This is a genomic window from Agrobacterium tumefaciens str. B6 (genome assembly GCF_001541315.1).
Lineage (GTDB): Bacteria > Pseudomonadota > Alphaproteobacteria > Rhizobiales > Rhizobiaceae > Agrobacterium > Agrobacterium radiobacter.
Window position 1 is genome coordinate 95,897 of the sequence record NZ_LMVK01000002.1, and the last position, 23,215, is coordinate 119,111.

22 protein-coding genes are annotated in these 23,215 nt (G+C 59.2%); 11 read left to right on the forward strand and 11 right to left on the reverse strand.

What is annotated here, in order from left to right; genetic code table 11:
• From ASB65_RS03940 to ASB65_RS03975, 8 genes are all read left to right on the forward strand, one after another.
• Positions 1-936 carry a 2-hydroxyacid dehydrogenase gene (locus ASB65_RS03940; RefSeq protein ID WP_060723084.1) on the forward strand — a complete coding sequence of 312 codons (936 nt, stop codon included), beginning with the start codon at positions 1-3 and terminating at the stop codon, positions 934-936.
• Positions 937-1,105: 169 nt separating this feature from the next.
• On the forward strand, positions 1,106-1,909 hold the full coding sequence (locus ASB65_RS03945) for an SDR family oxidoreductase (RefSeq protein ID WP_003505984.1): 804 nt from the start codon (positions 1,106-1,108) through the stop codon (positions 1,907-1,909).
• Positions 1,906-2,613 (forward strand): amino acid ABC transporter permease, encoded by a 708-nt coding sequence (locus ASB65_RS03950; protein ID WP_003505985.1) that lies wholly within the window; start codon positions 1,906-1,908, stop codon positions 2,611-2,613. Before ASB65_RS03945 ends, ASB65_RS03950 begins: the two co-directional genes overlap by 4 nt.
• Positions 2,610-3,371: an amino acid ABC transporter permease gene (locus ASB65_RS03955; RefSeq protein ID WP_060723085.1), complete on the forward strand. Its 762-nt coding sequence runs from the start codon at positions 2,610-2,612 to the stop codon at positions 3,369-3,371. The genes ASB65_RS03950 and ASB65_RS03955 overlap by 4 nt, the downstream gene beginning before the upstream one ends.
• Positions 3,368-4,132: an amino acid ABC transporter ATP-binding protein gene (locus tag ASB65_RS03960; protein ID WP_060723086.1), complete on the forward strand. Its 765-nt coding sequence runs from the start codon at positions 3,368-3,370 to the stop codon at positions 4,130-4,132. Before ASB65_RS03955 ends, ASB65_RS03960 begins: the two co-directional genes overlap by 4 nt.
• A 33-nt stretch (positions 4,133-4,165) precedes the next feature.
• A complete protein-coding gene (locus ASB65_RS03965) occupies positions 4,166-5,002 on the forward strand; it encodes an ABC transporter substrate-binding protein (RefSeq protein ID WP_003505991.1) in 837 nt (278 codons plus the stop codon).
• Between the two features lie 94 nt (positions 5,003-5,096).
• Positions 5,097-5,771: a 4-carboxy-4-hydroxy-2-oxoadipate aldolase/oxaloacetate decarboxylase gene (locus tag ASB65_RS03970; protein ID WP_003505993.1), complete on the forward strand. Its 675-nt coding sequence runs from the start codon at positions 5,097-5,099 to the stop codon at positions 5,769-5,771.
• Positions 5,772-5,834: 63 nt separating this feature from the next.
• Positions 5,835-6,866, forward strand: a complete 1,032-nt coding sequence (locus tag ASB65_RS03975; protein WP_003505995.1) for an L-idonate 5-dehydrogenase — start codon at positions 5,835-5,837, stop codon at positions 6,864-6,866.
• Positions 6,867-6,939: 73 nt separating this feature from the next.
• On the opposite strand, the gene ASB65_RS03980 is transcribed toward ASB65_RS03975, so the two are convergent.
• Positions 6,940-7,881, reverse strand: coding sequence for a helix-turn-helix domain-containing GNAT family N-acetyltransferase (locus ASB65_RS03980; RefSeq protein ID WP_060723087.1), 942 nt, complete (start codon positions 7,879-7,881; stop codon positions 6,940-6,942).
• Between the two features lie 234 nt (positions 7,882-8,115).
• Between ASB65_RS03980 and ASB65_RS03985 the strand changes: the two genes are divergently transcribed.
• Positions 8,116-8,460, forward strand: a complete 345-nt coding sequence (locus ASB65_RS03985; protein WP_060723088.1) for a hypothetical protein — start codon at positions 8,116-8,118, stop codon at positions 8,458-8,460.
• A gap of 40 nt (positions 8,461-8,500) precedes the next feature.
• Here the strand turns inward: ASB65_RS03985 and ASB65_RS03990 are convergent, their stop codons facing one another.
• From ASB65_RS03990 to ASB65_RS04030, 9 genes are all read right to left on the reverse strand, one after another.
• Complete coding sequence (locus tag ASB65_RS03990) at positions 8,501-9,646, reverse strand: alpha-hydroxy acid oxidase (RefSeq protein ID WP_003519654.1); 1,146 nt, start codon at positions 9,644-9,646, stop codon at positions 8,501-8,503.
• Positions 9,647-9,696: 50 nt separating this feature from the next.
• Positions 9,697-11,358, reverse strand: coding sequence for an acyltransferase (locus ASB65_RS03995; RefSeq protein ID WP_060723089.1), 1,662 nt, complete (start codon positions 11,356-11,358; stop codon positions 9,697-9,699).
• A 5-nt stretch (positions 11,359-11,363) separates the two neighbouring features.
• Entirely contained in the window at positions 11,364-13,229 is a 1,866-nt protein-coding gene (locus ASB65_RS04000) for a DUF2264 domain-containing protein (protein ID WP_060723090.1), read from the reverse strand.
• A 71-nt stretch (positions 13,230-13,300) separates the two neighbouring features.
• Positions 13,301-14,581 (reverse strand): ABC transporter substrate-binding protein, encoded by a 1,281-nt coding sequence (locus ASB65_RS04005; RefSeq protein ID WP_060723091.1) that lies wholly within the window; start codon positions 14,579-14,581, stop codon positions 13,301-13,303.
• A gap of 46 nt (positions 14,582-14,627) precedes the next feature.
• Entirely contained in the window at positions 14,628-15,335 is a 708-nt protein-coding gene (locus ASB65_RS04010) for a DUF624 domain-containing protein (protein ID WP_060723092.1), read from the reverse strand.
• A gap of 19 nt (positions 15,336-15,354) precedes the next feature.
• On the reverse strand, positions 15,355-16,464 hold the full coding sequence (locus tag ASB65_RS04015) for an ABC transporter ATP-binding protein (RefSeq protein ID WP_060723093.1): 1,110 nt from the start codon (positions 16,462-16,464) through the stop codon (positions 15,355-15,357).
• A 13-nt stretch (positions 16,465-16,477) separates the two neighbouring features.
• Positions 16,478-17,650, reverse strand: coding sequence for a glycoside hydrolase family 88 protein (locus tag ASB65_RS04020; protein ID WP_060723094.1), 1,173 nt, complete (start codon positions 17,648-17,650; stop codon positions 16,478-16,480).
• A gap of 4 nt (positions 17,651-17,654) precedes the next feature.
• Positions 17,655-18,491 carry a carbohydrate ABC transporter permease gene (locus ASB65_RS04025; protein ID WP_060723095.1) on the reverse strand — a complete coding sequence of 279 codons (837 nt, stop codon included), beginning with the start codon at positions 18,489-18,491 and terminating at the stop codon, positions 17,655-17,657.
• 3 nt (positions 18,492-18,494) lie between these two features.
• Positions 18,495-19,424, reverse strand: coding sequence for a carbohydrate ABC transporter permease (locus ASB65_RS04030; RefSeq protein WP_153464057.1), 930 nt, complete (start codon positions 19,422-19,424; stop codon positions 18,495-18,497).
• Positions 19,425-19,670: 246 nt separating this feature from the next.
• Between ASB65_RS04030 and ASB65_RS04035 the strand changes: the two genes are divergently transcribed.
• Together ASB65_RS04035 and ASB65_RS04040 are read left to right on the forward strand one after the other, a co-directional pair.
• Positions 19,671-21,458 carry a heparinase II/III domain-containing protein gene (locus tag ASB65_RS04035; protein WP_060723097.1) on the forward strand — a complete coding sequence of 596 codons (1,788 nt, stop codon included), beginning with the start codon at positions 19,671-19,673 and terminating at the stop codon, positions 21,456-21,458.
• A gap of 10 nt (positions 21,459-21,468) precedes the next feature.
• On the forward strand, positions 21,469-22,266 hold the full coding sequence (locus tag ASB65_RS04040) for a hypothetical protein (protein ID WP_060723098.1): 798 nt from the start codon (positions 21,469-21,471) through the stop codon (positions 22,264-22,266).
• Positions 22,267-22,321: 55 nt separating this feature from the next.
• Here the strand turns inward: ASB65_RS04040 and ASB65_RS04045 are convergent, their stop codons facing one another.
• Positions 22,322-23,074 (reverse strand): FadR/GntR family transcriptional regulator, encoded by a 753-nt coding sequence (locus ASB65_RS04045; protein ID WP_081088403.1) that lies wholly within the window; start codon positions 23,072-23,074, stop codon positions 22,322-22,324.
• Positions 23,075-23,215: the final 141 nt, after the last annotated feature.

The following is a 23,215-nucleotide window of genomic DNA, read 5'->3' on the forward strand; positions in this document are numbered from 1 at the left end:
ATGAAGCCCGATCTTCTGCAAACCTATCCGCTTCAGCCGCAGATCGAAGCCGAACTGCAAAAGCGCTTCAGGGTCCATCGCTGGCACGAAATATCCGACAAGCAGGCGTTTCTCCAGGCGGAGGCGGCGTCGATAAAGGCTGTCGTCACCGGCGGCCATATCGGGGTTGCTCCTGAACTCGCTGCCGGTCTGCCCGCTCTCGAAATCGTTGCCATCAATGGCGTCGGCTTCGACAAGGTCGATCTCGACCAGGCCCGCGCGCGCGGTTTCAGGGTGACGAACACGCCTGACGTGCTGACCGAGGATGTGGCCGATCTTGCCATCGGTCTCTCTGTCATGCTGCTGCGCCAGCTTGTGCGCGCCGATCATCATGTCCGCTCCGGGGAGTGGAAAAGGGGCGAAATGCCGCTGGGTAACAAGGCCTCGCGGCGGCGTTACGGCATTTACGGGCTTGGCCGCATAGGCCGCGCCATTGCGGTGCGGCTGGAAGCTTTCGATGCGGAGATTTCCTATTTCAGCCGGCAGAAACAGGACGTGGTCTATGAGTATCATTCGACGGCCATGTCGCTCGCGAGGGACTGCGACGTCCTGATTGTCGCGGCGGCGGCAACGCCGGAGACAAAACACGCGATCAACCGCGAGGTGCTGGAGGCGCTGGGACCGGACGGTGTTCTCGTCAACGTCGCCAGAGGGTCTCTGGTGGATGAAAAGGCGCTGGTTGATGTTCTTGTGGCAGGCGGGCTGAAGGGTGCAGCGCTCGATGTCTTCGAGAACGAACCGCATGTTCCCGAGGCGCTGATCGGCATGTGCAATGTCGTTCTCGCTCCGCATATCGGCGCTGCGACGCATGAGACGCGGCTTGAGATGGGCGCTCTGGTTCTCGCCAATCTGGATGCACATTTCGCGGGACGGGACCTGCCGACCGCAGTGGTCTAGAATGTGCTGGTGGCTGGCATCGGCAACGTACGCCCCATCGGCCGGGTTGCGGCATCGCCGAATGTGGCGCATTCGCCATCCATACAAGTTGCTTATTACTCCAAAAAAAATCGGTCTTAGGCAAGCGATGAAAGCTTCACTACTGTTTGCTCAACGATAGGGGACAAACATGCCATTCTCAGACTACAAGACCGCACTCGTAACCGGCGCATCTTCCGGAATAGGCGCCGCTGTCGTCGAGCGACTTTGCCGTGAAGGGCTGGAAGTGCATGCGGTCGCCAGAAGTGTGGACGCTCTCAATCAGCTGGCGAAGCGCACGGGCTGTTTCGCACATGCCATAGATGTGACAGACCGGGCGGCGCTCGCGAAGCTCACCAGTGAGGTGGCGTTCGATGTCCTCGTGAACAATGCCGGTGTCGACCGCCCGAAGAAATTTCTGGAAGCGGATGAGAGTGACATCGATCTCCTGATCGACGTCAACCTGCGCGCCGTGCTGCATCTCTGCCGCATGGTGGTGCCGGGCATGGTGGCGCGCGATCGCGGCCATGTCATCAACATCTCCTCCATTGCCGGCAATTATAATTTCGGTGGCAATTCCACCTATCACGCCAGTAAGGCAGGCGTGGCGATGCTGTCCAACCAGCTGCGCATCGATGCTTTCGGCAAACGCGTGCGGGTAACGGAAATCTGCCCCGGCCGCGTCGCAACCGACATCTTCAACCATGTTCATGGTGATGATCCGAGCATTCGCGAACGTTTTATCGATGGTTTCGAGCTGCCGCAGGCCTCCGATATCGCCGATGCAATCGCGTTTGCCATCGCAGCGCCCGTGGCCATGAATATTGGCCACATGGAAATTACCCCGACGCTTCAGGTCATGGGCGGTCTGCAGACGGCCAAGCCCCAAACGGTTGAAAATCGACCGACTGAAAATAAGGCTGCGGCGGGTGGAGCCGGAGGAAGAGTCGCGTGAGCGGTTTTGACCTCTGGGCAATTCTGAACAATGCGGACTACGTCTCGATGTTTTTGCATGGCATCCAGATGACGTTCATCATCTATGCCGGCTCATGGCTGCTTGCCATGTCGCTCGCCATCGTGCTGCTTGCCATCCGCCTGTCGCCTTTCCGCTTCGGTGATCCGCTGGTGGCGGCCTATGTGTCCTATCACCGCAACGTGCCGACGCTGGTGCAGCTGATGCTGTGGTATTTCGGCGTGTTCACGCTGCTGCCGAGCGGACTGGCCAGCTGGCTTTCGAGCCATAATGCCGAAGCGATCTTCGCCATTATCGGTCTCGGTCTTTGTCAGGCTGCATATTTCAGCGAGGATCTGCGCTCCGGCGTTCGTTCGATCAATCCCGGCCAGATGGAGGCCGCACGTGCGCTCGGGCATAGCTATGTCTCGGCCATGCGTTTCGTCATCATGCCGCAGGGCGTTCGCAATGCGCTGCCGCCGCTGATCAATCACAGCACGTCCCTCTTCAAGAACAGCAGTCTCGGCGTTCTGATCGGTGCACCGGAACTGACCCATGCCGTCAAGGAAGTCGAGAATCTGAGTTTCCGGACATTTGAGGTCTATCTGGTCGCCACCGTGCTTTATCTGTTCTTCTCGCTGCTGATCATGGGTCTTGGAGCCTATATCTCCATGCGCGCCGATCCTCTCCGGAGGGCACGGGCATGATCCACGACATGATCGCAATCATCCAGGATTACTGGCTGCTGCTCCTCATCGGCCAATATCCCAACGGGCCGCTCGGCGGGCTTGCCAACACGCTTATCCTGTCGGCGCTCAGCATCGCGCTCGCCTTTCCCGTCAGCATCCTGATGGCGCTGGCACGGCTGTCGAAATGGCGGCCCCTGCGCTGGCCGGTCACTGCCGTGGGCTATTTCACCCGCGGCGTGCCGCTGCTGATGCTCATTCTCTGGAGCTATTTTCTCGTTCCGCTCTGGACCGGCGCCGACGTGCCGAGCTTTGTCACCATGCTGACCACGCTCGTCATCTATCAGGGCGCTTTCATGAGCGAAGTCGTGCGCGCCGGCATCGTATCGCTGGGCACGGGGCAGATGGATGCGGCGCGGGCGCTCGGCCACGGCTATTTCAGCGCGATGCGTTACATCATCCTGCCGCAGGCGCTCTACAACATGATCCCGAGCCTGATCTCGACCTTCGTATCCACCATCAAGGACACGACCCTCGGCTACGTCATCAATGTGCCTGACCTGACCTTTGCGGCGAACCAGGTGAACAACCAACTCCTGACCCAACCCTTCCAGGTCTTCCTCATTCTGGCGCTGGTCTATTACATCATCTGCTGGTCGCTCACCCAAGTCGCCAATCTTCTCGAGCGCCGCATCGCCCGCCGGCGCGCCGGCCCGCGCGGCAAGCTTGCCGTTGACACCGCACCGGCCCCCGCCAATATCGTTACGGAGCAGCTATGACCGCGCCAGTTTCCGCCACTCAGGACTACACCATCACGCTTTCGCAAGTCTGCAAAAGCTATGGCGATTATCAGGTGCTCAAGGATGTCAACGAAAACGTCACCCGTGGCGAGGTCGTGGTCATCTGTGGGCCGTCGGGTTCCGGCAAGTCCACCCTTATCCGCACGATCAACCGTCTGGAGGAGATCAGCAGCGGCTCGATCATGCTGGATGGCAGGAACATCCATGCCCAGATGCGCGCCAAGGAGCTGAATGGGCTGCGCAGCCGGGTGGGCTTCGTCTTCCAGAGCTTCAACCTCTTCCCGCATCTTTCGGTGGTGGAAAATGTCTCCATGTCACCGATCCGGGTGAAGGGTGTTTCCCCGGCGGTTGCGCATGAAAAGGCGCTGAAGCTTCTCGATCGCGTCGGCCTTGCCGACAAGGCCGGTTCCTATCCCGCCCAGCTTTCCGGCGGCCAGCAGCAGCGCGTCGCCATTGCGCGGGCGCTCGCCATGGAGCCGCCGGTCATGCTGTTCGACGAGCCGACCTCAGCGCTCGATCCGGAAATGGTCGGTGAGGTGCTCGCCGTCATGAAGAGCCTCGCTGCCGAAGGCATGACCATGCTCTGCGTCACCCATGAAATGGGCTTTGCCCGTGAAGTGGCCGACCGCATCTGGTTCATCGATGCCGGGCGCATTCTCGAAACCGCGAAACCGGACGAGTTTTTCAAAAATCCGCAACATCCGCGTGCCCAGCGGTTTCTTGCCGATCTGAGACACTAGGACCCAACCTCTATAATAACAGGGAGAACTGAAATGAACTGGAAGTGCATTACTCTTACCGCCGTATTGGCGACCTCGGCTGCGGTCATTCCGGCCAAGGCGGATCAACTCGATACGATCATTGCGAACAAGACGCTGCGTTGCGCGACATTCGCCGACGTCCCGCCTTTCGCCTCGCCGGATCCGAAGACACGCGAAATGGCCGGCTTCGACGTCGATCTGTGCGGCGCTATCGCCAAGGAACTGGGCGTCAAGGCCGAGATCAAGCCGGTGTCGGTCGAAGCGCGCGTTCCAGAAGTCAAGCTCGGCCGCGTCGATCTCTCGGTGGCGAACCTTGCCTATACCCAGAGCCGCGCCGAACAGATCCAGTTCAGCGATCCCTATTATCTGGCTAAGGAAATGCTGATCGTTCCGGTCGACGACCCCGGCACCAAGAAGTCCGATTTCGTCGGCCAGCGCATCGCTTCCAGCAAGGGCTCGACGTCGGAACTCTCCGTCAAGCTCAACAAGTCCGAGCCGCTGACGTTCCAGGATACGGCGTCCGCCTATCTCGCCGTGCAGCAGGGCAAGGCGCGCGGCATCGTTGGCAACACCATGACGATGACCAAGTTCGTCAACGAATCCAAGACCAAGGGCAAGCAGATGCGCATGATCGAAGAGCCGATGCTCTTCCAGCCGATCGGCATTGGCATGGCCAAGGACAATCCCGCGCTGACGGCCAAGATCAACGAGATTCTCCGCAAGCTCGATGCGGATGGCGAGATCAACCGCATCTGGGACAAGTGGCTTGGCCCGAACACCGAATACAAGATGACGCGCACCGACAAGGTCGTGCCTCTTTCCGAATTGAAGTTCGATCCGATCCCCTGAGCTTCGGCTCAGCCTCGGCCATCATTCCATCCATTCAACACCATCATCGGTCGGCGAGACGTTCTCGCCGACGGTTTCAACGTGGGAGGTTTTCATGATCCACATTAAAGATATCGCGCAGCGTCCGGCCAAGGCGGATGTCGAAGCCCTAGCCAAATTCTCTCCCGCCACGATTCATGAGGCGCAGGGACGTCGCGGCGCATTGTCATCCCGGCTGAAGCCGGTCGATTATCGCATGAAGCTCTGCGGTCCGGCCTTCACGGTTAAATGTGCGCCGCGCGACAACATCATGCTGCAGCTTGCCATCAACTATGCCAAGCCGGGCGACATCATCGTCGTTTCCGCCGGCGAATATGAAGAAGCCGGTTCGTTCGGCGACGTCCTCGCCAATGCCTGCCTCGCAAAGGGTATTGGCGGCCTGGTGACCGATACCGGCGTGCGCGACACGCTGCAGCTACGAGACCTCGGTTTCCCGGTCTTCTCGCTCAGCGTCTGCATCAAGGGCACGGTCAAGGAGACCATTGCCGCGGTCAATGATCAGGTGATCGTTGGTGGCGAGATCATCAATCCGGGCGATATTATCGTCGGTGATGCCGACGGGCTGGTGGTCGTCAGACGCGATGAAGCGCAGGAAGCGGCCAAGCTTTCGCAGGCCCGCGAAGATGCCGAGGCGGGCTACATCGAAGCCTACAAGCAGGGCAAGTCAGTGATCGAGGTCAGCAAGCTCGAGGCCGTGCTGAAAGCCAAGGGCCTCGTGGTCGATATCTGAGAAATCCGGGGAATGGCCTGGCGGCATTAGCCGCCATGCCGAACCCTCATGGGAGGAGAGACTATGAAAGCGGTTGTCATCCACGCGGCGAAGGATCTGCGGATCGAGGAACGGCCGGACGAACAGCCCGGCCCGGGACAGGTCGAGGTCGCCATCGAGGCGGGCGGCATCTGCGGCTCCGACCTGCATTATTACAATCACGGCGGTTTCGGCACCGTGCGCGTGCGTGAGCCGATGATCCTTGGCCATGAGGTGGCCGGTACCATCAAGGCTTTGGGAGAGGGGGTTTCCGGTCTGGCTGTTGGCGACCGTGTTGCCGTATCGCCGAGCCGGCCCTGCAACCATTGCGAATTCTGCCTGAAGGGTCAGCAGAACCAGTGCCTGAACATGCGCTTTTATGGCTCCGCCATGCCCATGCCGCATATTCAGGGTGCATTCCGCCAGCGCCTCGTCGCCGAAGCATACCAGTGCCACAAGGTGCGGGATGGCATCTCCATCCATGAAGCGGCCATGGCCGAACCCTTCGCGGTAACGCTGCATGGTGTCAACCGCGCTGGCGCATTGACCGACAAACGTGTTCTGGTCACCGGCTGTGGGCCGATCGGTGCGTTGGCGATCATTGCCGCCCGTGCTCATGGGGCTCGGGAAATCGTCGCGACCGACATCATGGATGCGGTTCTGCAAAAGGCGCTCGCCATCGGCGCCGACCGCGTCATCAATGTGGCGAGCGACCCGGATGCGCTCTCCGCCTATTCGGCAAACAAGGGTTATTTCGACGTTCAGTTCGAGGCGTCCGGAAATGAAAGAGCCGTCCGTTCGGGTCTCGAAGCGCTGAAACCCCGCTCTACCGTGGTTCAGCTTGGCCTCGGCGGCGATGTGTCCATTCCGCAGAATATGGTGGTTGCCAAGGAAATCGAGATGAAGGGCACGTTCCGGTTCCATGAGGAATTCGGACTTGCCGTCGATTTCATCAACCAGCGCCGTGTCGACCTGAAGCCCCTGCTGACCGGAACCTTTCCATTGGAAGAAGCGGTTGCGGCATTTGAGGCCGCGGGTGACAGAAGCAGGTCGATGAAGGTTCAACTCGCCTTTTAACAGGCGCCGTTCCCCGCTGTCGAAACGGCCGCAGGAAGATTTCGATTGCGGCCGTTTACGCGCGGTTGAAAGATCATTCGGGCCGTGGCCGGACGAAGCGCTGTTCCAGCACCTCGCTTCCCCATTGGCTGCCCGGATGTTCCTCGACACATGCGAAACCATGGGCTTCGTAAAGGTGTCGCGCGGCCAAAAGGCCGTTGAATGTCCAGAGGTGGGTCTCGGCAAACCCTCTTTCATCAACGAAGGCCAACGCAGTCTCCAGCAGCCTGCGTCCCACACCGCCACCGCGTACGCCGTCATCAACGATGAACCAGCGCAGATGCGCAATATCCGCTCCGAGATCTTCACCATCGATAGCGACGGAGCCGATGATCTCCTGTCCGCGCATTGCGACCCAGATCGCATTCTTCGGGCTTTCGAGCCGGTTGCAGAAAGCCGCGAGGCCTTCGGCCACGACGGATTCGAAACGCTGGCCGAAACCGGATGTCCGGGCGTAATAAAGCGCATGCATCTGCGTGATACGGGCAATGATACCCGGCCTGTACCCCTCCTGGATCTCTATGGAGGGAGCAACGGTATCGGTCCGGTCTCCCAGCGCATCGGCGTAAAGACGGAGCCCTTGGAGGATCGTGTGGGCATCCGCCGACGTAAGCTGCGTCAGGGCGTCGGAGACCTGCCGGTTCGCAAAGCCGTGAATGGCGCCCACCTTCTCCTGCCCTTTCCCCGTCAGACGCAACCGCTTGATACGGCTATCCTCCTCATCCGTTTCTTCGCGAACATCGCCGGAAAGCACGAGCTTGCGCAGCATGCGGCTGACACTCGATTTTTCAAGCCGCAGCAGCTTTCCCAGATCCCGCGCCGTGATGTTGGGGCATGTCTCGATCTCGATCAGTGCATGCACGGCGGAGGGCGGCAGATCGGTGCCGGCAAAATCTCCGCCCATGAAGCCGAGTTCGCGGACGAGCCGGCGCGAGGTGGAGCGGATATCGCTTACGGGGAAAGGTTGCTGGGACACGGTTGATCCATTATGGTTGCATCATGCAACCGTAATCACATTCTGCTTCGCTTGCCAAGATTGCTGCCAACGTAAAAGGCTGGCTTTCTCTGCAAAAGCGGGCAATCTGCTCTCCCGGTCGCCGACAATGGTGGCTAAACCGATATCATCGGCAAGATGGATGGTCGCTGAGACCGTACGGTGGAATTTCCTGGCCGCGTTCGCGGCAGTTGATTATCCGGCTATGGAGCAGGCATGCCCGACACGCCCCGATTTTTCCGCTATGCGGTTTTAGCCGCCATGTTTCCCGTGGCCGTCCTCGGCCTGGTGGCGACTCCGAACGAATATCGCGCCATCGGCATGGAGGCTGTCGATTGCGACGGCCCCATATCCGTTCTGATTGCCGCCGTGCCGGCGCTTGCGGTCTATGCAATTATCGGCTGGATGTTTCTCTCCGGAGCCAAACGCCATCGGGCGCTGATTTCAGCCTGTTTTTGTGGACTTGTGTGCCTGGCGCTCGTCTGGAATATCGGCATGGCGCTTCAGGAGCAGCGACGAAACGCGGCTGAAATGGCATGCGGTTTCAGTGGTCGATTGTGACCGCGCTCCGCTCAAGTCCTTCTGTAACCGTCCTGCCTGCTCAACGGAACCGAAGGTTTCGGCGTGTAAGCTGATCGACGGAGGTGCAGCCCATCAGCTTCATGCCGCGCTCGATTTCGATACGCATCAGCTCAAGCGCCCGTTCCACGCCCGGTTGCCCGGCGGCGGCAAGGGGGAAAAGGTAATAGCGGCCGAGCCCCACGGCTTTCGCGCCGAGAGACAGTGCTTTCAGAACATGGGTGCCGCGCTGCACGCCGCCATCCATCATCACGTCGATCCGGTCGCCGACCGCATCGACGATCTCGGCCAGTTGATCGAAGGCGCTGCGGGAGCCATCGAGCTGGCGCCCGCCGTGATTGGAAAGCACAATGCCGCTGCAGCCGATTTCCACGGCGCGTCTGGCGTCATCCACCGACATGATGCCTTTAAGGCAGAACGGCCCGCCCCATTCGCGCACCATCTGCGCCACATCGTCCCAGTTCATCGAAGGGTCGAGCATGTCGGTGAAATAGCGGCTGATGGAAAGAGCGCCGCCGTCCATTTTGATGTGGTCATCGAGCTGCGGCAGGCTGAAGCGCTCATGTGTAAGGTAATTGATGCCCCAGGCCGGCTTGATGGCGAATTGCGCGATGCCGGAAAGATTGAGCTTGAACGGAATGGCAAAGCCGGTGCGTTTGTCGCGCTCGCGGTTGCCGCCGGTGATGCTGTCCACGGTCAGCATCATCGTCTCAACGCCGGCGCTCTTGGCGCGCGCCATCATATCGCGGTTGAGGCCGCGGTCCTTGTGGAAATAGAACTGATAGACCTGCGGGCCGCCGCTGATCCGGCGCGCTTCTTCCAGGCTCGTGGTGCCGAGCGAAGAGACGCCGAACATCGTGCCGTATTTCCCTGCCGCTGCCGCAACCGCCCGTTCCCCTTGATGATGGAAAAGGCGTTGCAGCGCCGTCGGGGAACAATAGACCGGCATGGAGAGCTTCTGCCCCATGACGGTGACCGACATATCCACATCTGCCACGCCCCGCAGCACATCGGGAACGAGATCGCATTTTTCGAAGGCGGCCGTGTTTCTCCGATACGTCACCTCGTCATCGGCAGCGCCGTCTATGTAATTGAAGATCGGTCCGGGAAGACGCTGTTTGGCCATGCGGCGAAAATCGTGGAAATTATAGCAGTCTTTGAGTTGCATCTGTTACCCGACCGGTCCGGTTTGAAAGCTTTCAAAAGAGTATCGGAAACCTATACCGGAGATTTAGGGCGGGCAATCGTGCCGTGGACGATTTCCGCAGGCTCAAAGCGATGGATGCCGCGAGGTCGGAACGGCAAGAGCTGTTCTGCAGCGAGAAGCTTCGCTGAAAGCCAGAGAACCGACATCCACATTTCCGTGCCCTGCAGCCCGGCCGGGTGCCCCTCTGCGAAGGCAAAGCCCTTGCCTCTTTGCCAGCGCCCCTCATTTCGGCTCAGAATTTCGCGGGCGATCTCCTTTGCTTCGTCCTGCCGGTGATCCGTCTGTTTCAGGCAGAGAAGAAGGGGATGGATCGTATCGAGCAGGTTGCAGGCATTAAAATTCCCGCCATGAAAACCGCCATAGGCATGATAATTGGCGATGACGGAGTCTATTACTGCTGCCGGATAGGGAACGGGCAGGCCGAACTGGGCATGGGAGCCGCGGGTAAGCCGGTAAAAGCCGTTGACTGGTTGCAGCAGGCCCTGTGTGGAGGTCGGCTCACCCCAAAGCCCGGTGGTTTTCTCCACGTTCATGGCCAGCCAGCCGAAGAGAACGGTGAGATTGTCGCCGGATGTGAAATAGCGCCTGTTGACATAAAGCGCGGTGGCGATGGCGTCTATGGTGGCGCCGCAATGCCATGCCCGGCTTTGCCACGGCAGTTTTTCCAGCAACAGGATGAGTTCGTCGGCGCGGAGATGCTCGACGAAAGCGATCGGCTGTTTCGGCGTCGCGCCGAAACATTCAAGCGCATATCCGACTGCCAGAATATTGTAGAGGACGGCAGGGTCCTTCTCGGGCGGCGTTAACGGGCGGTGGTCACCGGCGAAAAACAGTCCGGTTTCCTGATCCTGCAGGGCCTGAAGGCTGGCCACGGTTTTTCCGGCATCGAAAGCGATATCCTCCTGTCCGAAGGCCGCCGCGATCTCGATCGCATCGCACAGATGCCTGACGCTTTCGACCTCATGTCCGGATGCATCGGCGGAACGATAGATGCCATCTTCGCCATAGGAGCGGATGGCGGCAAGCCAGTCGCCGGCAATCTCCTTGCCGAGTTCTTGCAGCAGATGATCGGGCAGCTTCGGTGCGGCCGCTTTTCCTCCGCGGTATCGCAGAACCCGGGCGGGAACGCCGCCTGCAATGGCCATGGCGGGAATGTTTTTCGCCACCACCGCGCCTGCGGCGATAACAGCGCCGCGTCCTATCTTCACTCCATCAAGCACAACCGCATTGGCGCCGATCCAGACGTCGTCACCAATCTCTATCCCGAGCGAGGTCAGCGGTTGGCGATAGATCGGAGTTTCAATGTCGTCGAAACCATGGTTGAAGCCGACGATGCTGACATGTGAGGCGATACGCACGCCGTTGCCGATCGTCACCTTGCCGGAAAGACAGGCATAGGGATTGATCGAGACATTTTCACCCAGTTCGACATTGCCGCGCACGATTGCATAACCGGCGACCCACGACTGCGCGCCCATCAATAGCCTGTCCGTATGCACCTCGGCCTTGTCGGCAATGTAAACGCCCTGCCCGAAAACGGCGTTGGCAGAGCGCTCAAGGCCGCGCAGCCGCGCCTGATGGTCGGGGCTGTCGATATCCTCCTGCTTCCGCTCCCAGGTCAGGATGTTCAGCCGATCCGGCCTTTGGGAAACACCCGGTGTGTCGTCGGTCATCTCCGTCAGCCTGCGCGGGTTTCATCGAGAGCATGGGCGGGAACGCGCCGTCCTTCCCGCTTGAACATCTTTTCCAGCCCTGCGAGATCAGGAATATCGGGAAGGGCAGCCAATGCAGCCTCTGCCTCTTTGCCGACCGGCAGTGCCATGGCCGCCGTCACCAGCAGCGTTTCGCCGGAGGCGACGGTGCCGCGCAATTGCGGAACAAGGGTTCTGGCGTGGATAAGGTTGGTATTGGCGATTGCCTGATGGCATAGGCCTTCGCGCCGAATGCCAGCGGAAAGATCGGCGATGAGGCTGGTGTCAGTCTGTCCGTAACAGACAGCGCGACCTTCACCCGCCTCGGTGCGGTCGCTATTGAAATCGGCCCGCTCTATGGCAAATCCGCCTTCTGATGTTTGCAAGGGGCGTGGGGTGCGGATGCGGTGCAGCCTTATGTGCCAGGGGTTTTGCGGCACGAGCCAGGTCTCGATCTCGACATCCGCCCATGGCCGCCAGCGGGAATAGAGGCAGTCTTTGGCAATCAACGCCTCTTCCATCGTCTCGCGGGTGCGGAAGTGCACCCCATCGTCGGAAAGGCCGAGCATGCCGTCGAAACTCGCGGCGGCAAAATGCCGGTCATCCGCTTCGATATTGAAGGCATAACGGGTGGAATAGACGAATTTCGAGTATTTTTCCTGCGCGCCGCGCATCCTCTCGTGCTGTTGCCCGGAGGACAGGACCACGATGTTGCCCGGCGTATGAAAGGCCACCATGCCGGGCTCTGCTAGGGGAACCGGTTCGGCAAACTCCTGCGGTTCGGCCTCTTCCGCGGCCCAGAAGGGGTGATCGGCGGGCAGCGCCAGCGGCAGGAAAAATTTAAGCGCCCAATAGGGCGAACAGGGAGAATTATAGCTCTCGCTCATCAGAAGGTTCGGATAGGCGTATCCAACTGACAGGACGCCATCGCGATCGGCGATAGGCCGCTTCGACCACCAGCGGATATGGCGCATGTAATAACCCTTGATTTCCGGCCACGGCAGGGCCTTGAGACCGGAAAAGGCAAGAGCGCCCCAGAAGCCGCCCGCCGCAAACCGGTAGGTCTGGCTGCGCCCGAAGGCGAGCGAGGCTCCGTCCGGCCCGAACCAGTGGCGCATGTCGCGGGCGAAGATGTGCGAGCGTTCCAGCAACCGTGTTTTTCGCGCGTCGTCCCCTTTCGCCAGCACGGTATAGATCAGACCGTAAAAATGCATGGCGAAGGGAATATAATGATCGACCCGGCGCACCGGCCCGTCTCGATACCAGCCATTGCCGATATCGAAAGCCTCGAGCTCATCGAGATAGGTCTGGGTCTTAGCGCGGTCGAATTCCACACCCACCTTTTCCAGTCCGAGATCGATCAGGACGCGGAAGAATTTCCAGTTATTGTCGACGAATTCCCGCTCGCGGGCGGCCAGCAGATAGGCGGCGACAGCCTGTTTGTCCGTTTCGGCGAGTGGCTCCCACATATGCTCGGGAACCATGGTGAGCGCAAATCCTATGGCCGCCAGTTCGACCAGCCGCTGATGACGGTCGGCGGTATCGCCCCAATATTCGGGGTGAGCCGGGTTGGCGCCATTGGCCAGTCCACGCCGATAGAGATCCCAGTGCGGAAAGTCATAACCACCGGCGGCAAGCGGGACGATGCCCCACAGTGGGCGGGCAAAACCCTCCAGTTCCGCCGCAGGAAAATCGAAAATCGCCCCGGTTGCACCGAGCCGTACACGCGCGCCGCCGGGCGAAAAACAGGCAAGCAGCGGGTTGAAGAGATCGATCACCGCCTTTGCGAGATCGTCCCTGCTGCGAAGCGGGTTGTGAAAGAGTGGATTGGCTTTGGCGGTCTCGTGAGGCACGGTTACGAATGTCCGGAATTCATGATCAAAGGAAAGGGCCGCGGGCTTATCGCCCGCGGCCCCCGCGATAATTATTTGATGGCTTTGACGCCGTCATTCATGTCCTTGATGCCGTCATCGATGGAGATATTGTCGGTCATCAGCGCGTCATGCACGCGGTTCAGAACGACCTCGATCTTGGCTGCATTTGGATTGACCGCCATTTCCAGATAGGCCTTGCCCGCCTGCAGCGCGTCCTTGCTGTTCTGATCCTGCGGAAAGCCCGGCAGCGCTGCGATCTTCTGAGCCACATCGTCGGTTCTGAGCGCAGGGAAAGTGCCGGTGGAGGCGATGATCGCCGCACCCTCAGGTCCGGTGACGAAGTGGATGAAATCCAGCGCTGCTTCCTTGTGGCCGGAGTTGGCATTCACCGACAATCCGGCAATCTGCGCAGCCGTCGCGCCTGCCGCGACCCCATCCGGATGGGGGAATTTCACGATGCCCCAATTGACGCTTTTCGACTCGCCCGATTTTACCTTGGCGATCTGGGTTCCGACGAACCAGGTGCCCATGGGCAACATCCCGATCGTTCCGTTGAAGAACAGGGCGGAATAGTGGGTGTTGGATGTTTTCAGCGAGGCATAGGACGGTATCGCGCCGCTCTTTTGCAGGGCAAGTGCCCGCTCATACCAGGGTTTCAGGAATTCATAATTGCCGTCCACCAGCGTGTGCTTGCCATCCTGAATGCCGGGCAGTTGCACCGTCGAACGCCAGGTGTGCAGCAGCGCGCCATAAACGCGGTTGGCGCCCATGCCGCCTTTCAGCTTGCCCGCGATTTCATCGAATTGCGCCCAGCTCATGTCATTGGTGGGGTAAGGCACGCCCGCCTTGTCGAAAATATCCTTGTTGTAATAGACCACCCAGAAATCCGAGCGGAATGGCAAAGCATAAATCTTGCCGTCGATGGTCAGTTCCTCGATCAGGCCGCCATAGGGGGCCGTCTCGATCTTCTGGTCCTTGATGAAACCGCTGAGATCGGTGATGTTGCCGGCGCGCACCAGATTGGCGTAGCCGGGCACATCCTTGATGGTGACGACATCAATATCCTTGGAGCCGCCGGTCAGCTGCGTGGATATCATCTGCGTATAGTCCTGCGAGCCGAGGTCCACCACCTCGAACGTCACATTCGGATGCTTCTGCTTGTAGGCCTCCATCAAGGGCTTGAAATAAGCGCCCTTATCCAGATCCCACAACGCCCATTTAAGCGTGACGGGTGCATCACCCGCAGCAAGCGCGGTTCCTCCCATGCCGATCGCAATGCCGAGACCGGCGGTTGCGAGAGCAAATGCACGTCTGGTTGTCGTAAACTCCATAGCCCGTTTCCTTCCCTGACTGATGTCGTTTTGATTTTGGTCTGCCTTAAGTGCCGCTCCCCGCCGGTTCGGGCATCCGCACACGCGTTTTCGCGGCGGCGTTTCTCGCCGCGAAACACAGGGCGAACATGCCGAGCGAAAAATTGATGGTTGCCGGCATGAACACGGACACCGGATAAAAAAGGATATGTGCGAGCCAGAGCGCTGCGACGAACCCGAGCGCCGCCAACATCGGCAACGGTTTCGTGAGTGCAAGAAATGCCGCCTGCCGCAGGGTTTCCGAAAGCGGCAGGTCCTGCTGCCTGGCCAGAACAACACTGGCATAGGCACTGAGGAGGATGAGGAATAGCGTTACCGCCAGGCTGATCGCAAAAGGCAGGCTGTAAGCGAGCTGAAGCCGGGCGGCCCCGGCATAACTGACAGTCGCATAAGTACCGGCGCTCACCAGCAATGCGCTTAACACCACAAGCGCGGTGCCGCGCAGGGCGAGTTTTCGCAGGGCTTCGAGAAAGTCACGTAGCAGATAGGTATTTTTATCGTCCGCGAAGGACACACAGATGCGGGCCATGGCGAACATCGCCGCCGGCATCGTCACCACCGGCAGACTGGCGATGATGAAGAGGATGTTGAGCTTCCCCATCTCCCACCATTCGCGTTTGAGGATATCCAGGAAGAGCGCAAGGCCGGTCAGCGGCGGGGCGTTCTTGTCGATCCCGGCTCCTTCCTTCGTCCATAACCCTTCCAGCCATTGCATCGCGTTTCTCCCGGCCGCGTCAGTAAAGGATCGATCGTTCGGTGACAGGATCGAAAAGCTGCGCATTTGTCAGATCGGCCACCAGTTCGACGGGATCGCCGATCTTTGCCCTGAAACGTGGTGAGACGCGCGCAACGAGGTTTCTGCCGCCGGAGACGAGGTTGAGATGCACTTCCGATCCCATCGGCTCCGCCAGTTCCACCGTCGCACTGAAGGGCGCGACATTGCCGGCATCGATATCCGCGGGGGCGAATTCGTGGAAATTTTCCGGTCGGATGCCAAGAATGATGTCCTTTTCCTCGTAAGGTCGCAGACGCCCGGCATCGATTTCGGTTGGCAGCGGCAGGGAAGTGCCGTCGAACAGGGCGGTGAAACGGTCCCCGTCACGGCGTAGCGTCACGGGGAGCATATTCATCTGTGGTGCGCCGATGAAACCTGCGACGAACATGTTGATCGGCCGGTCGTAGAGGTTTTGCGGCGTATCCACCTGCTGGATATGGCCGTCCTTCATCACCACGATGCGATCCGCCATGGTCATGGCTTCCACCTGATCATGGGTCACGTAAATGAAGGTGGCGTCCAGCCGCTTGTGCAGCTTGGAAATTTCCGACCGCATGGTGCCGCGCAGCTTGGCGTCCAGATTGGAAAGCGGTTCGTCGAGCAGGAAAACTTCCGGATTGCGCACCATCGCCCGGCCGAGAGCGACACGCTGGCGCTGGCCGCCGGACAGCGCCTTGGGCTTGCGGTTCAGCAGATGGGTGATGTCGAGAATTTTCGCCGCTTCCTTGACCTTGGTATCGATGATCTCGCGCGGCGCTTTCCTGAGTTCCAGGCCGAAGGCCATGTTCTTGTAGACGGTCATATGCGGATAAAGCGCATAATTCTGGAACACCATGGCGATATCGCGATCCTTGGATGGCACGTCATTCATCACGTCTTCGCCGATGCGCAACTCGCCGCCGGAAATTTCCTCCAGCCCGGCGATCATCCTGAGCGTGGTGGATTTTCCACATCCGGAAGGGCCGACCAGAATAATGAATTCCTTGTCGGCAATATCCAGATCGATATCGTGAACGACCTTGAGTGCGCCGAAGGTTTTGTTGAGTTTTTTCAGGGAAATGCTAGCCATCTGTTCCTCGCGCTCACCAATAGGAAGACCAGTTGCGCGAAAGCCGGATCAGCGCTTCCAGATAATAATAATCGCCCCATGAGACGCACTCATCGACGCCTTCGCCCCGGCAGGTGTTATGGGGCGTCTTCTTGGAATAGGTGCCGTGCAGAAGCTGCCCGTTGGAGATCGCGGGATCGCGAACCGAATAGATATCGGCAAGGCTTTTCACCATGCGCCTCGCCAGATCGCGGTATTCTCCCGCCTTTTCCGGCGTCTCCAGCTCCGCCATTTCCAGGAGGCCGCAGGCGACGATGGCCGCTGCCGAACTGTCGCGCGGCTCTCCATCGCCATCGGCAAAGATCAGGTCCCAATAGGGCACGAGATCGTCGGGCAGGCGTTTGAGATAGAAAGCGAGAAGCCGCTCGAACGTGTCGCGATACGCGGGCAGCCGCTCGTAACGATAGGAGATGGCCATGCCGGCGATGCCCCAGGCCTGTCCACGGGCCCAGTAGCTCTCGTCGCTATAACCCTGCTTCGTGACGCCGCGCACCGGCGCGCCGGTTTCCGGGTCCATGTAGAATGTATGATAGGTGGAATCGTCAGGCCGGATGGAATGGGCAAGTGTGGTGCGGGCATGGGCGAGTGCGACGGTCCGGTAGTCTTCCCGGCCCGTTTCGCGGCTAGCCCAATAAAGCAGCGGCAGGTTCAAAAGGCAGTCGATGATGTAGCGATATTCGTTGGGGTTGTCCCTGCGGCCCCAGGCCTGAATGAATTGCCCGACGGGCTGGAACCGCTCCATCAGCTGACCGGCCGCCATAAGCGCCGCGCGCCTGCCGTCTTCGTCTCCCACCAGTTTCCATGCGGCGATGCAGGAGGGCGAATAGAGAAAACCCATATCGTGATGGTCGGTCTCGATGCGGTTTTCGATACGGTGCAGGAAGCTCTGCACCTGTATTTGCGCCGCATGCTGAAAGGTCCTGTCGCCGGTATGTTCGAAGGCGAGCCATATCTGGCCCGGCCAGAAACCGGCGGTCCATTGGTCGTTGGCGACTGCCGGGTAAAAATTCTTCACGCTCGAATGGTTCTGCGCCGCGTAGGTGAATTGCGGCAGATTGCGCCTGACCTGCGCGATGGCGGCCGTCAGCGCAGTATCGATTTCAGCTGTGGTGATCGGGGTTGGAAGGGACGTGGTCAAATCGAGCATGAAATCAACCCTTGAGGCCAGTGGAAGCGACGCCTTCGACGAAGAAGCGCTGCAATGCCAGGAAAACGACGAGAACCGGGATAAGCGCCACGACCGACGCGGCCATGATCAACCCGTATTCGGCCGAATATTGCGAAATGAACATGCGAAGACCGATCTGAATGGTCTTCAGCTCGGTCTTGGTGAGATAGATCATCGGCCCGAGAAAATCGTTCCAGGTTGTGACGAAGGTGAAGATCGTCAATGTGGAAAGCGCCGGTTTGGAAAGCGGCAGCATGATCTTCGCCCAGATCTGGTACTCGTTCATGCCGTCGATGCGGGCCGCTTCGCATAGCTCGTTCGGGATCGACATGTAGAACTGCCGCATCAGGAAAACGCCGAAGGCGGTGAAGGCTTGCAGGAAAATCAGGGCGAGATGGGTGTTGTTGAGCCCGAATTCTCGCATCAGCAGGAATTGCGGCACCATATAGACCTGCCAGGGCATGGCGATGGTGGCGATATAGCCGAGAAACAACGTGTTCTTGTAGGGAAAATGCAGCTTGGCAAAGGCATAGGCCGCAAAGCTCGATGTCAGCAATTGCAGCAGCGTGACGATGATCGTCAGCTTCGACGTGTTGTAGATGAACAGCGCCAGCGGGATCTTCGTCCAGATTTCCATGTAGTTCTCCCAGCGCGGCTGAGAGGGTATCCATTCGATCGGGAAGGCGAAGACATCACGGCTGAGCTTCAGCGATGCCGACAGCATCCATGCGAAGGGCAAAAGCATGACGATGGTGACGACGATGACGGTCAGATAGATGCCGATCGTCGCGGTGGGGATTTTACGGCCCATGATGCGCATGGATCAATCCTCCCGCTGCCGTTTGAACTGGACGATGGTGACGACAAGGACCAGGAAAAACAGGACGAGCGCGATCATGCTGGAATAGCCGAGATCCCAGGAAATGAAGGCCTCATTGTATATGTGATAGACGAGAACCAGCGTCGAGGTGCCCGGCCCGCCCTGCGTGATCATATAGACCTGATCGAAAACCTTGAAGGACTGGATCGTCAGCATGACGGTGACGAAGAAGGTGGTCGGTGCAAGCTGCGGCAGGGTGACGTGGATGAATTTCTGCCAGGCATTGGCGCCATCCAGCCCCGCCGCTTCGTAAAGCTCCGAATTGATGCCCTGCAGCCCGGCGAGATAGATGACCATGTAATAGCCCATGCTCTTCCACACGCCGAAGAGAATGACCGTGACCATGGCCCAGTGCCGGTCCGCCGCCCATCCCGGCATATCGGCGGGATCAAGGCCGAGCGTATAAAGCAGCATGTTGACCGGACCCATTTCCGGATTGAAAATCATGTTCCAGACGACAGCCACCGCAACCAGCGATGCGACATAGGGAAAGAACATCGCGGTGCGAAAGAAATTGCGGCCGAAGATTTTCTGGTTGAGCAGGATCGCAAGCCCCAGCGCGCAGGCGAGTGTCGCCGGCACTGATGCAACGGTGTAGATGACCGTGTTCCAGAAGGCCGCGATGAAGGCCCTGTCTTCGAAAAGCCGCCAGAAGTTATCGAGACCGGCAAAACGCATCGCATTGGAGCCGTCCCAGTGCATGAAGGCCAGCGCAAAGGCGAAGAGGATCGGTCCGAGCGTGAAAATCGCAAAGCCGAGAAAATTGGGTGCGATGAAGGAATAGGCGACGAGCGCATTTTCTATTCCGCGCCGCCGCTTGGAGACGATCCGGACTTTTTTCCTGCGATAAGGAACCGCCTGCTTGTCGGACATGGTCGTGGTTGCGATTGCCACAGCCTACCTCCCATTGCTGCCGTTTCACCGCGTCATCGGTGTCGGCTGCTGCGTTTTCCATTGCGGCCGTGGTCTTCGCCCTGCCGCCTCCCGCGCTCTGGATAACACAATATCAATATTGGTCAAACAACTTTGCATAAAGTCAGACAAATTTTCTGGTTTTCTAAAAATACGTATGATAGGAGCCGCATATCGGATTGCGGAACGCGCGGGAGGTTTGAGGGCGTGTTTGTCGAAATGATGCGGCTCCTGCCCGAACGGCTCGCCGATTTCGGTGTGGAACTGACGGTGGAAAAAATACGGTCTTCAGCGCCCGATACGGTCTACCGCGGCCTCGTCGAGGCGGCGGAAAAGGCGCTTGGCGAGCCATGGTCCGTCATTCTGGCGGGCGATTACCGGGAATATAGCCGCACCGGCAATCGCGATCGTTTCGAGGCGCTTTATTTTTCCCGGCGACTGAAGCTGAACGCGCTGGTTCTGGGGGAATGCGCCGAAGGGCAGGGCCGTTTTCTCGATGCCATCATCGATGGTCTCTGGCTGATATGCGAAGAGAGCGGCTGGCAATTGCCCGCCCATAACTCCCATATTCGCGGCGGCCCACGAGATCCTCTGCCCGATCCGCAAAATCCGGTGATAGACCTGTTTGCTGCTGAAACGGGCGCCAACCTCGCTGTGTGCCTGCATTTGCTCGCACCGGAGCTGGAGCGGGCAAATACAAATCTCGTTTCGCGGGTCCGCGCCGGGATCGATCAGCGTATAACAAAACCCTATCTAGCCCGGCATTTCTGGTGGATGGGGAATGGCGACGAGCGAATGAACAACTGGACGGCCTGGATCACCCAGAATGTTCTTCTCTCGACCATGCTATCTCCCACTGACCAGCCGACGAGACGTTCGGTCGTCGAAAAGGCGCTCAAGAGTCTAGATGCCTTTCAGAAGGATTATGCAGAAGACGGCGCCTGCGAAGAGGGTGTTCTTTATTACGGTCATGCGGCACTTTGTATGTTCGGGGCGATGAGCATTCTCGAAACCTCCGCGCCCGGCTCCATGGCACCGCTCTTTCATGCGCCGAAGCTTCGCAACATGGCCGAATTCATCGTCAACATGCATGTGGCGGGGGACAAGTTTTTCAACTTCGCCGATGCGCCGGCGAAGATCGAGACATCCGGCGTGCGGGTATATCTTTTCGGCAAGGCCGTTTCTTCGCCGTCACTCCAGACTTTCGCTACCGCCTGCTGGAACCGCTCGCCGGACCGGCTTATGCACAAGGAGTGGAACCTCTGGTATCGTGTCCAGGCGGTTCTGGCCACACAGGAATTGTCTGTGCTCACTGCCGCCGACCCCGCCAAGACCGACATCGTCTATCCCGGCATCGGTCTGGCGATTGCCCGCGACGGAGTTTTCGATCTTGCCGTGAAGGCGGGCAATAATGGCGAGAGCCATAACCACAACGATGTCGGCAGCTTCACGCTTTATAAGAACGGCAGGCCGTTCATCATCGATGTCGGGGTGGAAACCTACACTGCAAAAACCTTCTCGCCGCAGCGCTATGACATCTGGACGATGCAGTCGGCCTTTCACAATCTGCCGACTTTCGGCGGCGTCATGCAGGTCGCCGGGGCAGAGTTTGCAGCTGCAGATTTTGTGACCAGGTTTTCTGAAGAAGAGGCGGAATTTTCTCTCGATATGGCCGGGGCTTATCCCAGCGTCGCGGGTGTTGAACACTATCGTCGCCGCGTCCGACTGCTGCGTGGCAGCCATGTGGAGGTCGTTGACGACTATCTGGGCGGCCGGGAGGCGGTTCTGTCGCTCATGGTCGCCGAAAAACCTGCCCTCATGCCGGGTGGCCTGGTCTTTGCGGGGCTGGGAGAGATAGCCTGCGAAGGCGCAGGAGAGCCTGTCATCGAAGCCATAACAATCAACGATGCCCGCCTTCGCCAGTCCTGGCCGCCGGAAATCTATCGCGTTCTCATTCCCATCAAAGCCGGACGTCTGTGCCTGACGATCAGTTAAGGAAGTGCCGATGAAGCTCACACTCAAGGTCGTCAATGCGGCGGGAGATGTTCTGGCGGAAGCCGGAGCGGAGGATGAAGCTTTGCTAGTCTATCGCGCAGAATATTGCGAGGGAGACAGGCTTGTCGTCGCGGTTTCGCAGCCAGGCCACATCTGGCTCGCGCTCGATGCCGGCATGCCGCCGACGCTGGTTTTCTTGCACGGGAACGAGTTCATCCTGCCTGTTCCTTCCGCTGCAAAGCGCAAATCCTATCCGCCGCAGGCCTTCAGCGGTAACCTTCACCGGATCGCTGCCCGCCGCACACTTGCCGGCGAGATTGGAGTTCGCAGGAATCTGGCCCTGAACCCGTTTGATGATCATGAAAACACCTCGCTGTTTCCGCATGTCTATGCGAGCACCGAAACGCGCGGGGAGGCGGCCTTTGCGGCCCGCAATGTCATTGATGGCGAAAAGGCAAGCGCTGGTCATGGTTTCTGGCCCTATACCAGCTGGGGCATCAACCGCGATCCCGAAGCCTCGTTGACGCTCGTATTCGGCCGCGCAGTCCTCATCGACCAGTTGACCTTTTATCTGAGGGCGGATTTCCCCCATGATGCCTGGTGGGAAAAAGCGAGCGTCACTTTTTCTGACGGTGAAAGCGCGAGCTTTTCCCTGCAAAAAACCGGGGCTGCCCAGAGTTTTCCGGTCGTGCCGCGCCGGGTGGAGTGGATCCGTCTGCACGATCTCAAGAAAGCGGACGATCCTTCGCCCTTTCCCGCACTGACGCAGATCGAGGTCTGGGGTGCGGATCTGCGGGAAGCGCCGTAGTTCCTGATCGCGCCCTTCAGAGCATAGAGCGACGACGCAGTTTACCGGAAATCCCTTAGCTGTGCGCGATGCCGCGCAGGTCTCGCATCATGTCGCGGTAGCGGTGCTGGCTGCCCCGCAGATGCGCCTGCATCGCCAGCTTCGCGGCCTGTTCGTTTCGGTCGGATATGGCGATGACGATGGCTTCATGCTCCTTGTGGATCAATCGCCGGTAAGCTGTCTGGTCGTTCTCCGCGGTTTCGGAAACCACGCGCGATTGTGGAATCACGGCCTGGCCGTGCAGTCCGAGAAACTGTGTGAAGAGCGGATTGTTGGTGGCGGCCGCAATGGCCAGATGCAGCGCGAGATCGGCTTCGCGAATGGAGCGGTTTTCTTCGATACATTGCAGAAGCCGGGCGTGACAGTCGAAAATCGCCTCCTCCTGCGATGGCGAGCGGCGAAGGGCGGCGAGCCCCGCCGCTTCGATTTCGAGCGGCGTCCTGATTTCCAGCACTTCCAGATCGGAAGAGAGGCGGGGGCGGGCGGTACCCGGCGGGGGGGGCGCTTCCTTTTCACGCTTCAGCACGAAAATGCCTGCCCCCTGGCGAACTTCTACCAGCCCGTCGCAGCGTAGCGCCGTGACCGCCTCGCGCACGACGGTGCGGCTGACACCATGGGTTTCCGTCATCTCGATTTCGCTGGGCAAGCGGTCACCGGGTCCGTATTGCCCTGAGGCAATCGCGTTTCTCAGGCTGAGGCTAACTCTGCTGACCAGAGAACCGGAGGATTTGCTGCGCTGTTTTTGCTGTTCAGGCACGTCGGTCACCATGCATTAAAATCGAGGCAGGCGTGGAGCCTGTCAAATATGTATGATGAATTTCAATAAAACTCAATGATCATACCAATTTTACCCGCTTTCCTGCAGAAGTCGGGCAGGATGGCATTAAAATCTTCCCGACTCTGGCAGGAG

Bases quoted from the DNA above. Each gene is read 5' to 3' on its own strand.
- ASB65_RS03940 (WP_060723084.1), top strand. From the start codon at position 1: ATGAAGCCCGATCTTCTGCAAACCTATCCGCTTCAGCCGCAGATCGAA.
- ASB65_RS03945 (WP_003505984.1), top strand. From the start codon at position 1,106: ATGCCATTCTCAGACTACAAGACCGCACTCGTAACCGGCGCATCTTCC.
- ASB65_RS03955 (WP_060723085.1), top strand. From the start codon at position 2,610: ATGATCCACGACATGATCGCAATCATCCAGGATTACTGGCTGCTGCTC.
- ASB65_RS03960 (WP_060723086.1), top strand. From the start codon at position 3,368: ATGACCGCGCCAGTTTCCGCCACTCAGGACTACACCATCACGCTTTCG.
- ASB65_RS03965 (WP_003505991.1), top strand. From the start codon at position 4,166: ATGAACTGGAAGTGCATTACTCTTACCGCCGTATTGGCGACCTCGGCT.
- ASB65_RS03970 (WP_003505993.1), top strand. From the start codon at position 5,097: ATGATCCACATTAAAGATATCGCGCAGCGTCCGGCCAAGGCGGATGTC.
- ASB65_RS03975 (WP_003505995.1), top strand. From the start codon at position 5,835: ATGAAAGCGGTTGTCATCCACGCGGCGAAGGATCTGCGGATCGAGGAA.
- ASB65_RS03985 (WP_060723088.1), top strand. From the start codon at position 8,116: ATGCCCGACACGCCCCGATTTTTCCGCTATGCGGTTTTAGCCGCCATG.
- ASB65_RS03990 (WP_003519654.1), bottom strand. From the start codon at position 9,646: ATGCAACTCAAAGACTGCTATAATTTCCACGATTTTCGCCGCATGGCC.
- ASB65_RS03995 (WP_060723089.1), bottom strand. From the start codon at position 11,358: ATGACCGACGACACACCGGGTGTTTCCCAAAGGCCGGATCGGCTGAAC.
- ASB65_RS04005 (WP_060723091.1), bottom strand. From the start codon at position 14,581: ATGGAGTTTACGACAACCAGACGTGCATTTGCTCTCGCAACCGCCGGT.
- ASB65_RS04010 (WP_060723092.1), bottom strand. From the start codon at position 15,335: ATGCAATGGCTGGAAGGGTTATGGACGAAGGAAGGAGCCGGGATCGAC.
- ASB65_RS04015 (WP_060723093.1), bottom strand. From the start codon at position 16,464: ATGGCTAGCATTTCCCTGAAAAAACTCAACAAAACCTTCGGCGCACTC.
- ASB65_RS04020 (WP_060723094.1), bottom strand. From the start codon at position 17,650: ATGCTCGATTTGACCACGTCCCTTCCAACCCCGATCACCACAGCTGAA.
- ASB65_RS04025 (WP_060723095.1), bottom strand. From the start codon at position 18,491: ATGCGCATCATGGGCCGTAAAATCCCCACCGCGACGATCGGCATCTAT.
- ASB65_RS04030 (WP_153464057.1), bottom strand. From the start codon at position 19,424: ATGTCCGACAAGCAGGCGGTTCCTTATCGCAGGAAAAAAGTCCGGATC.
- ASB65_RS04040 (WP_060723098.1), top strand. From the start codon at position 21,469: ATGAAGCTCACACTCAAGGTCGTCAATGCGGCGGGAGATGTTCTGGCG.
- ASB65_RS04045 (WP_081088403.1), bottom strand. From the start codon at position 23,074: ATGGTGACCGACGTGCCTGAACAGCAAAAACAGCGCAGCAAATCCTCC.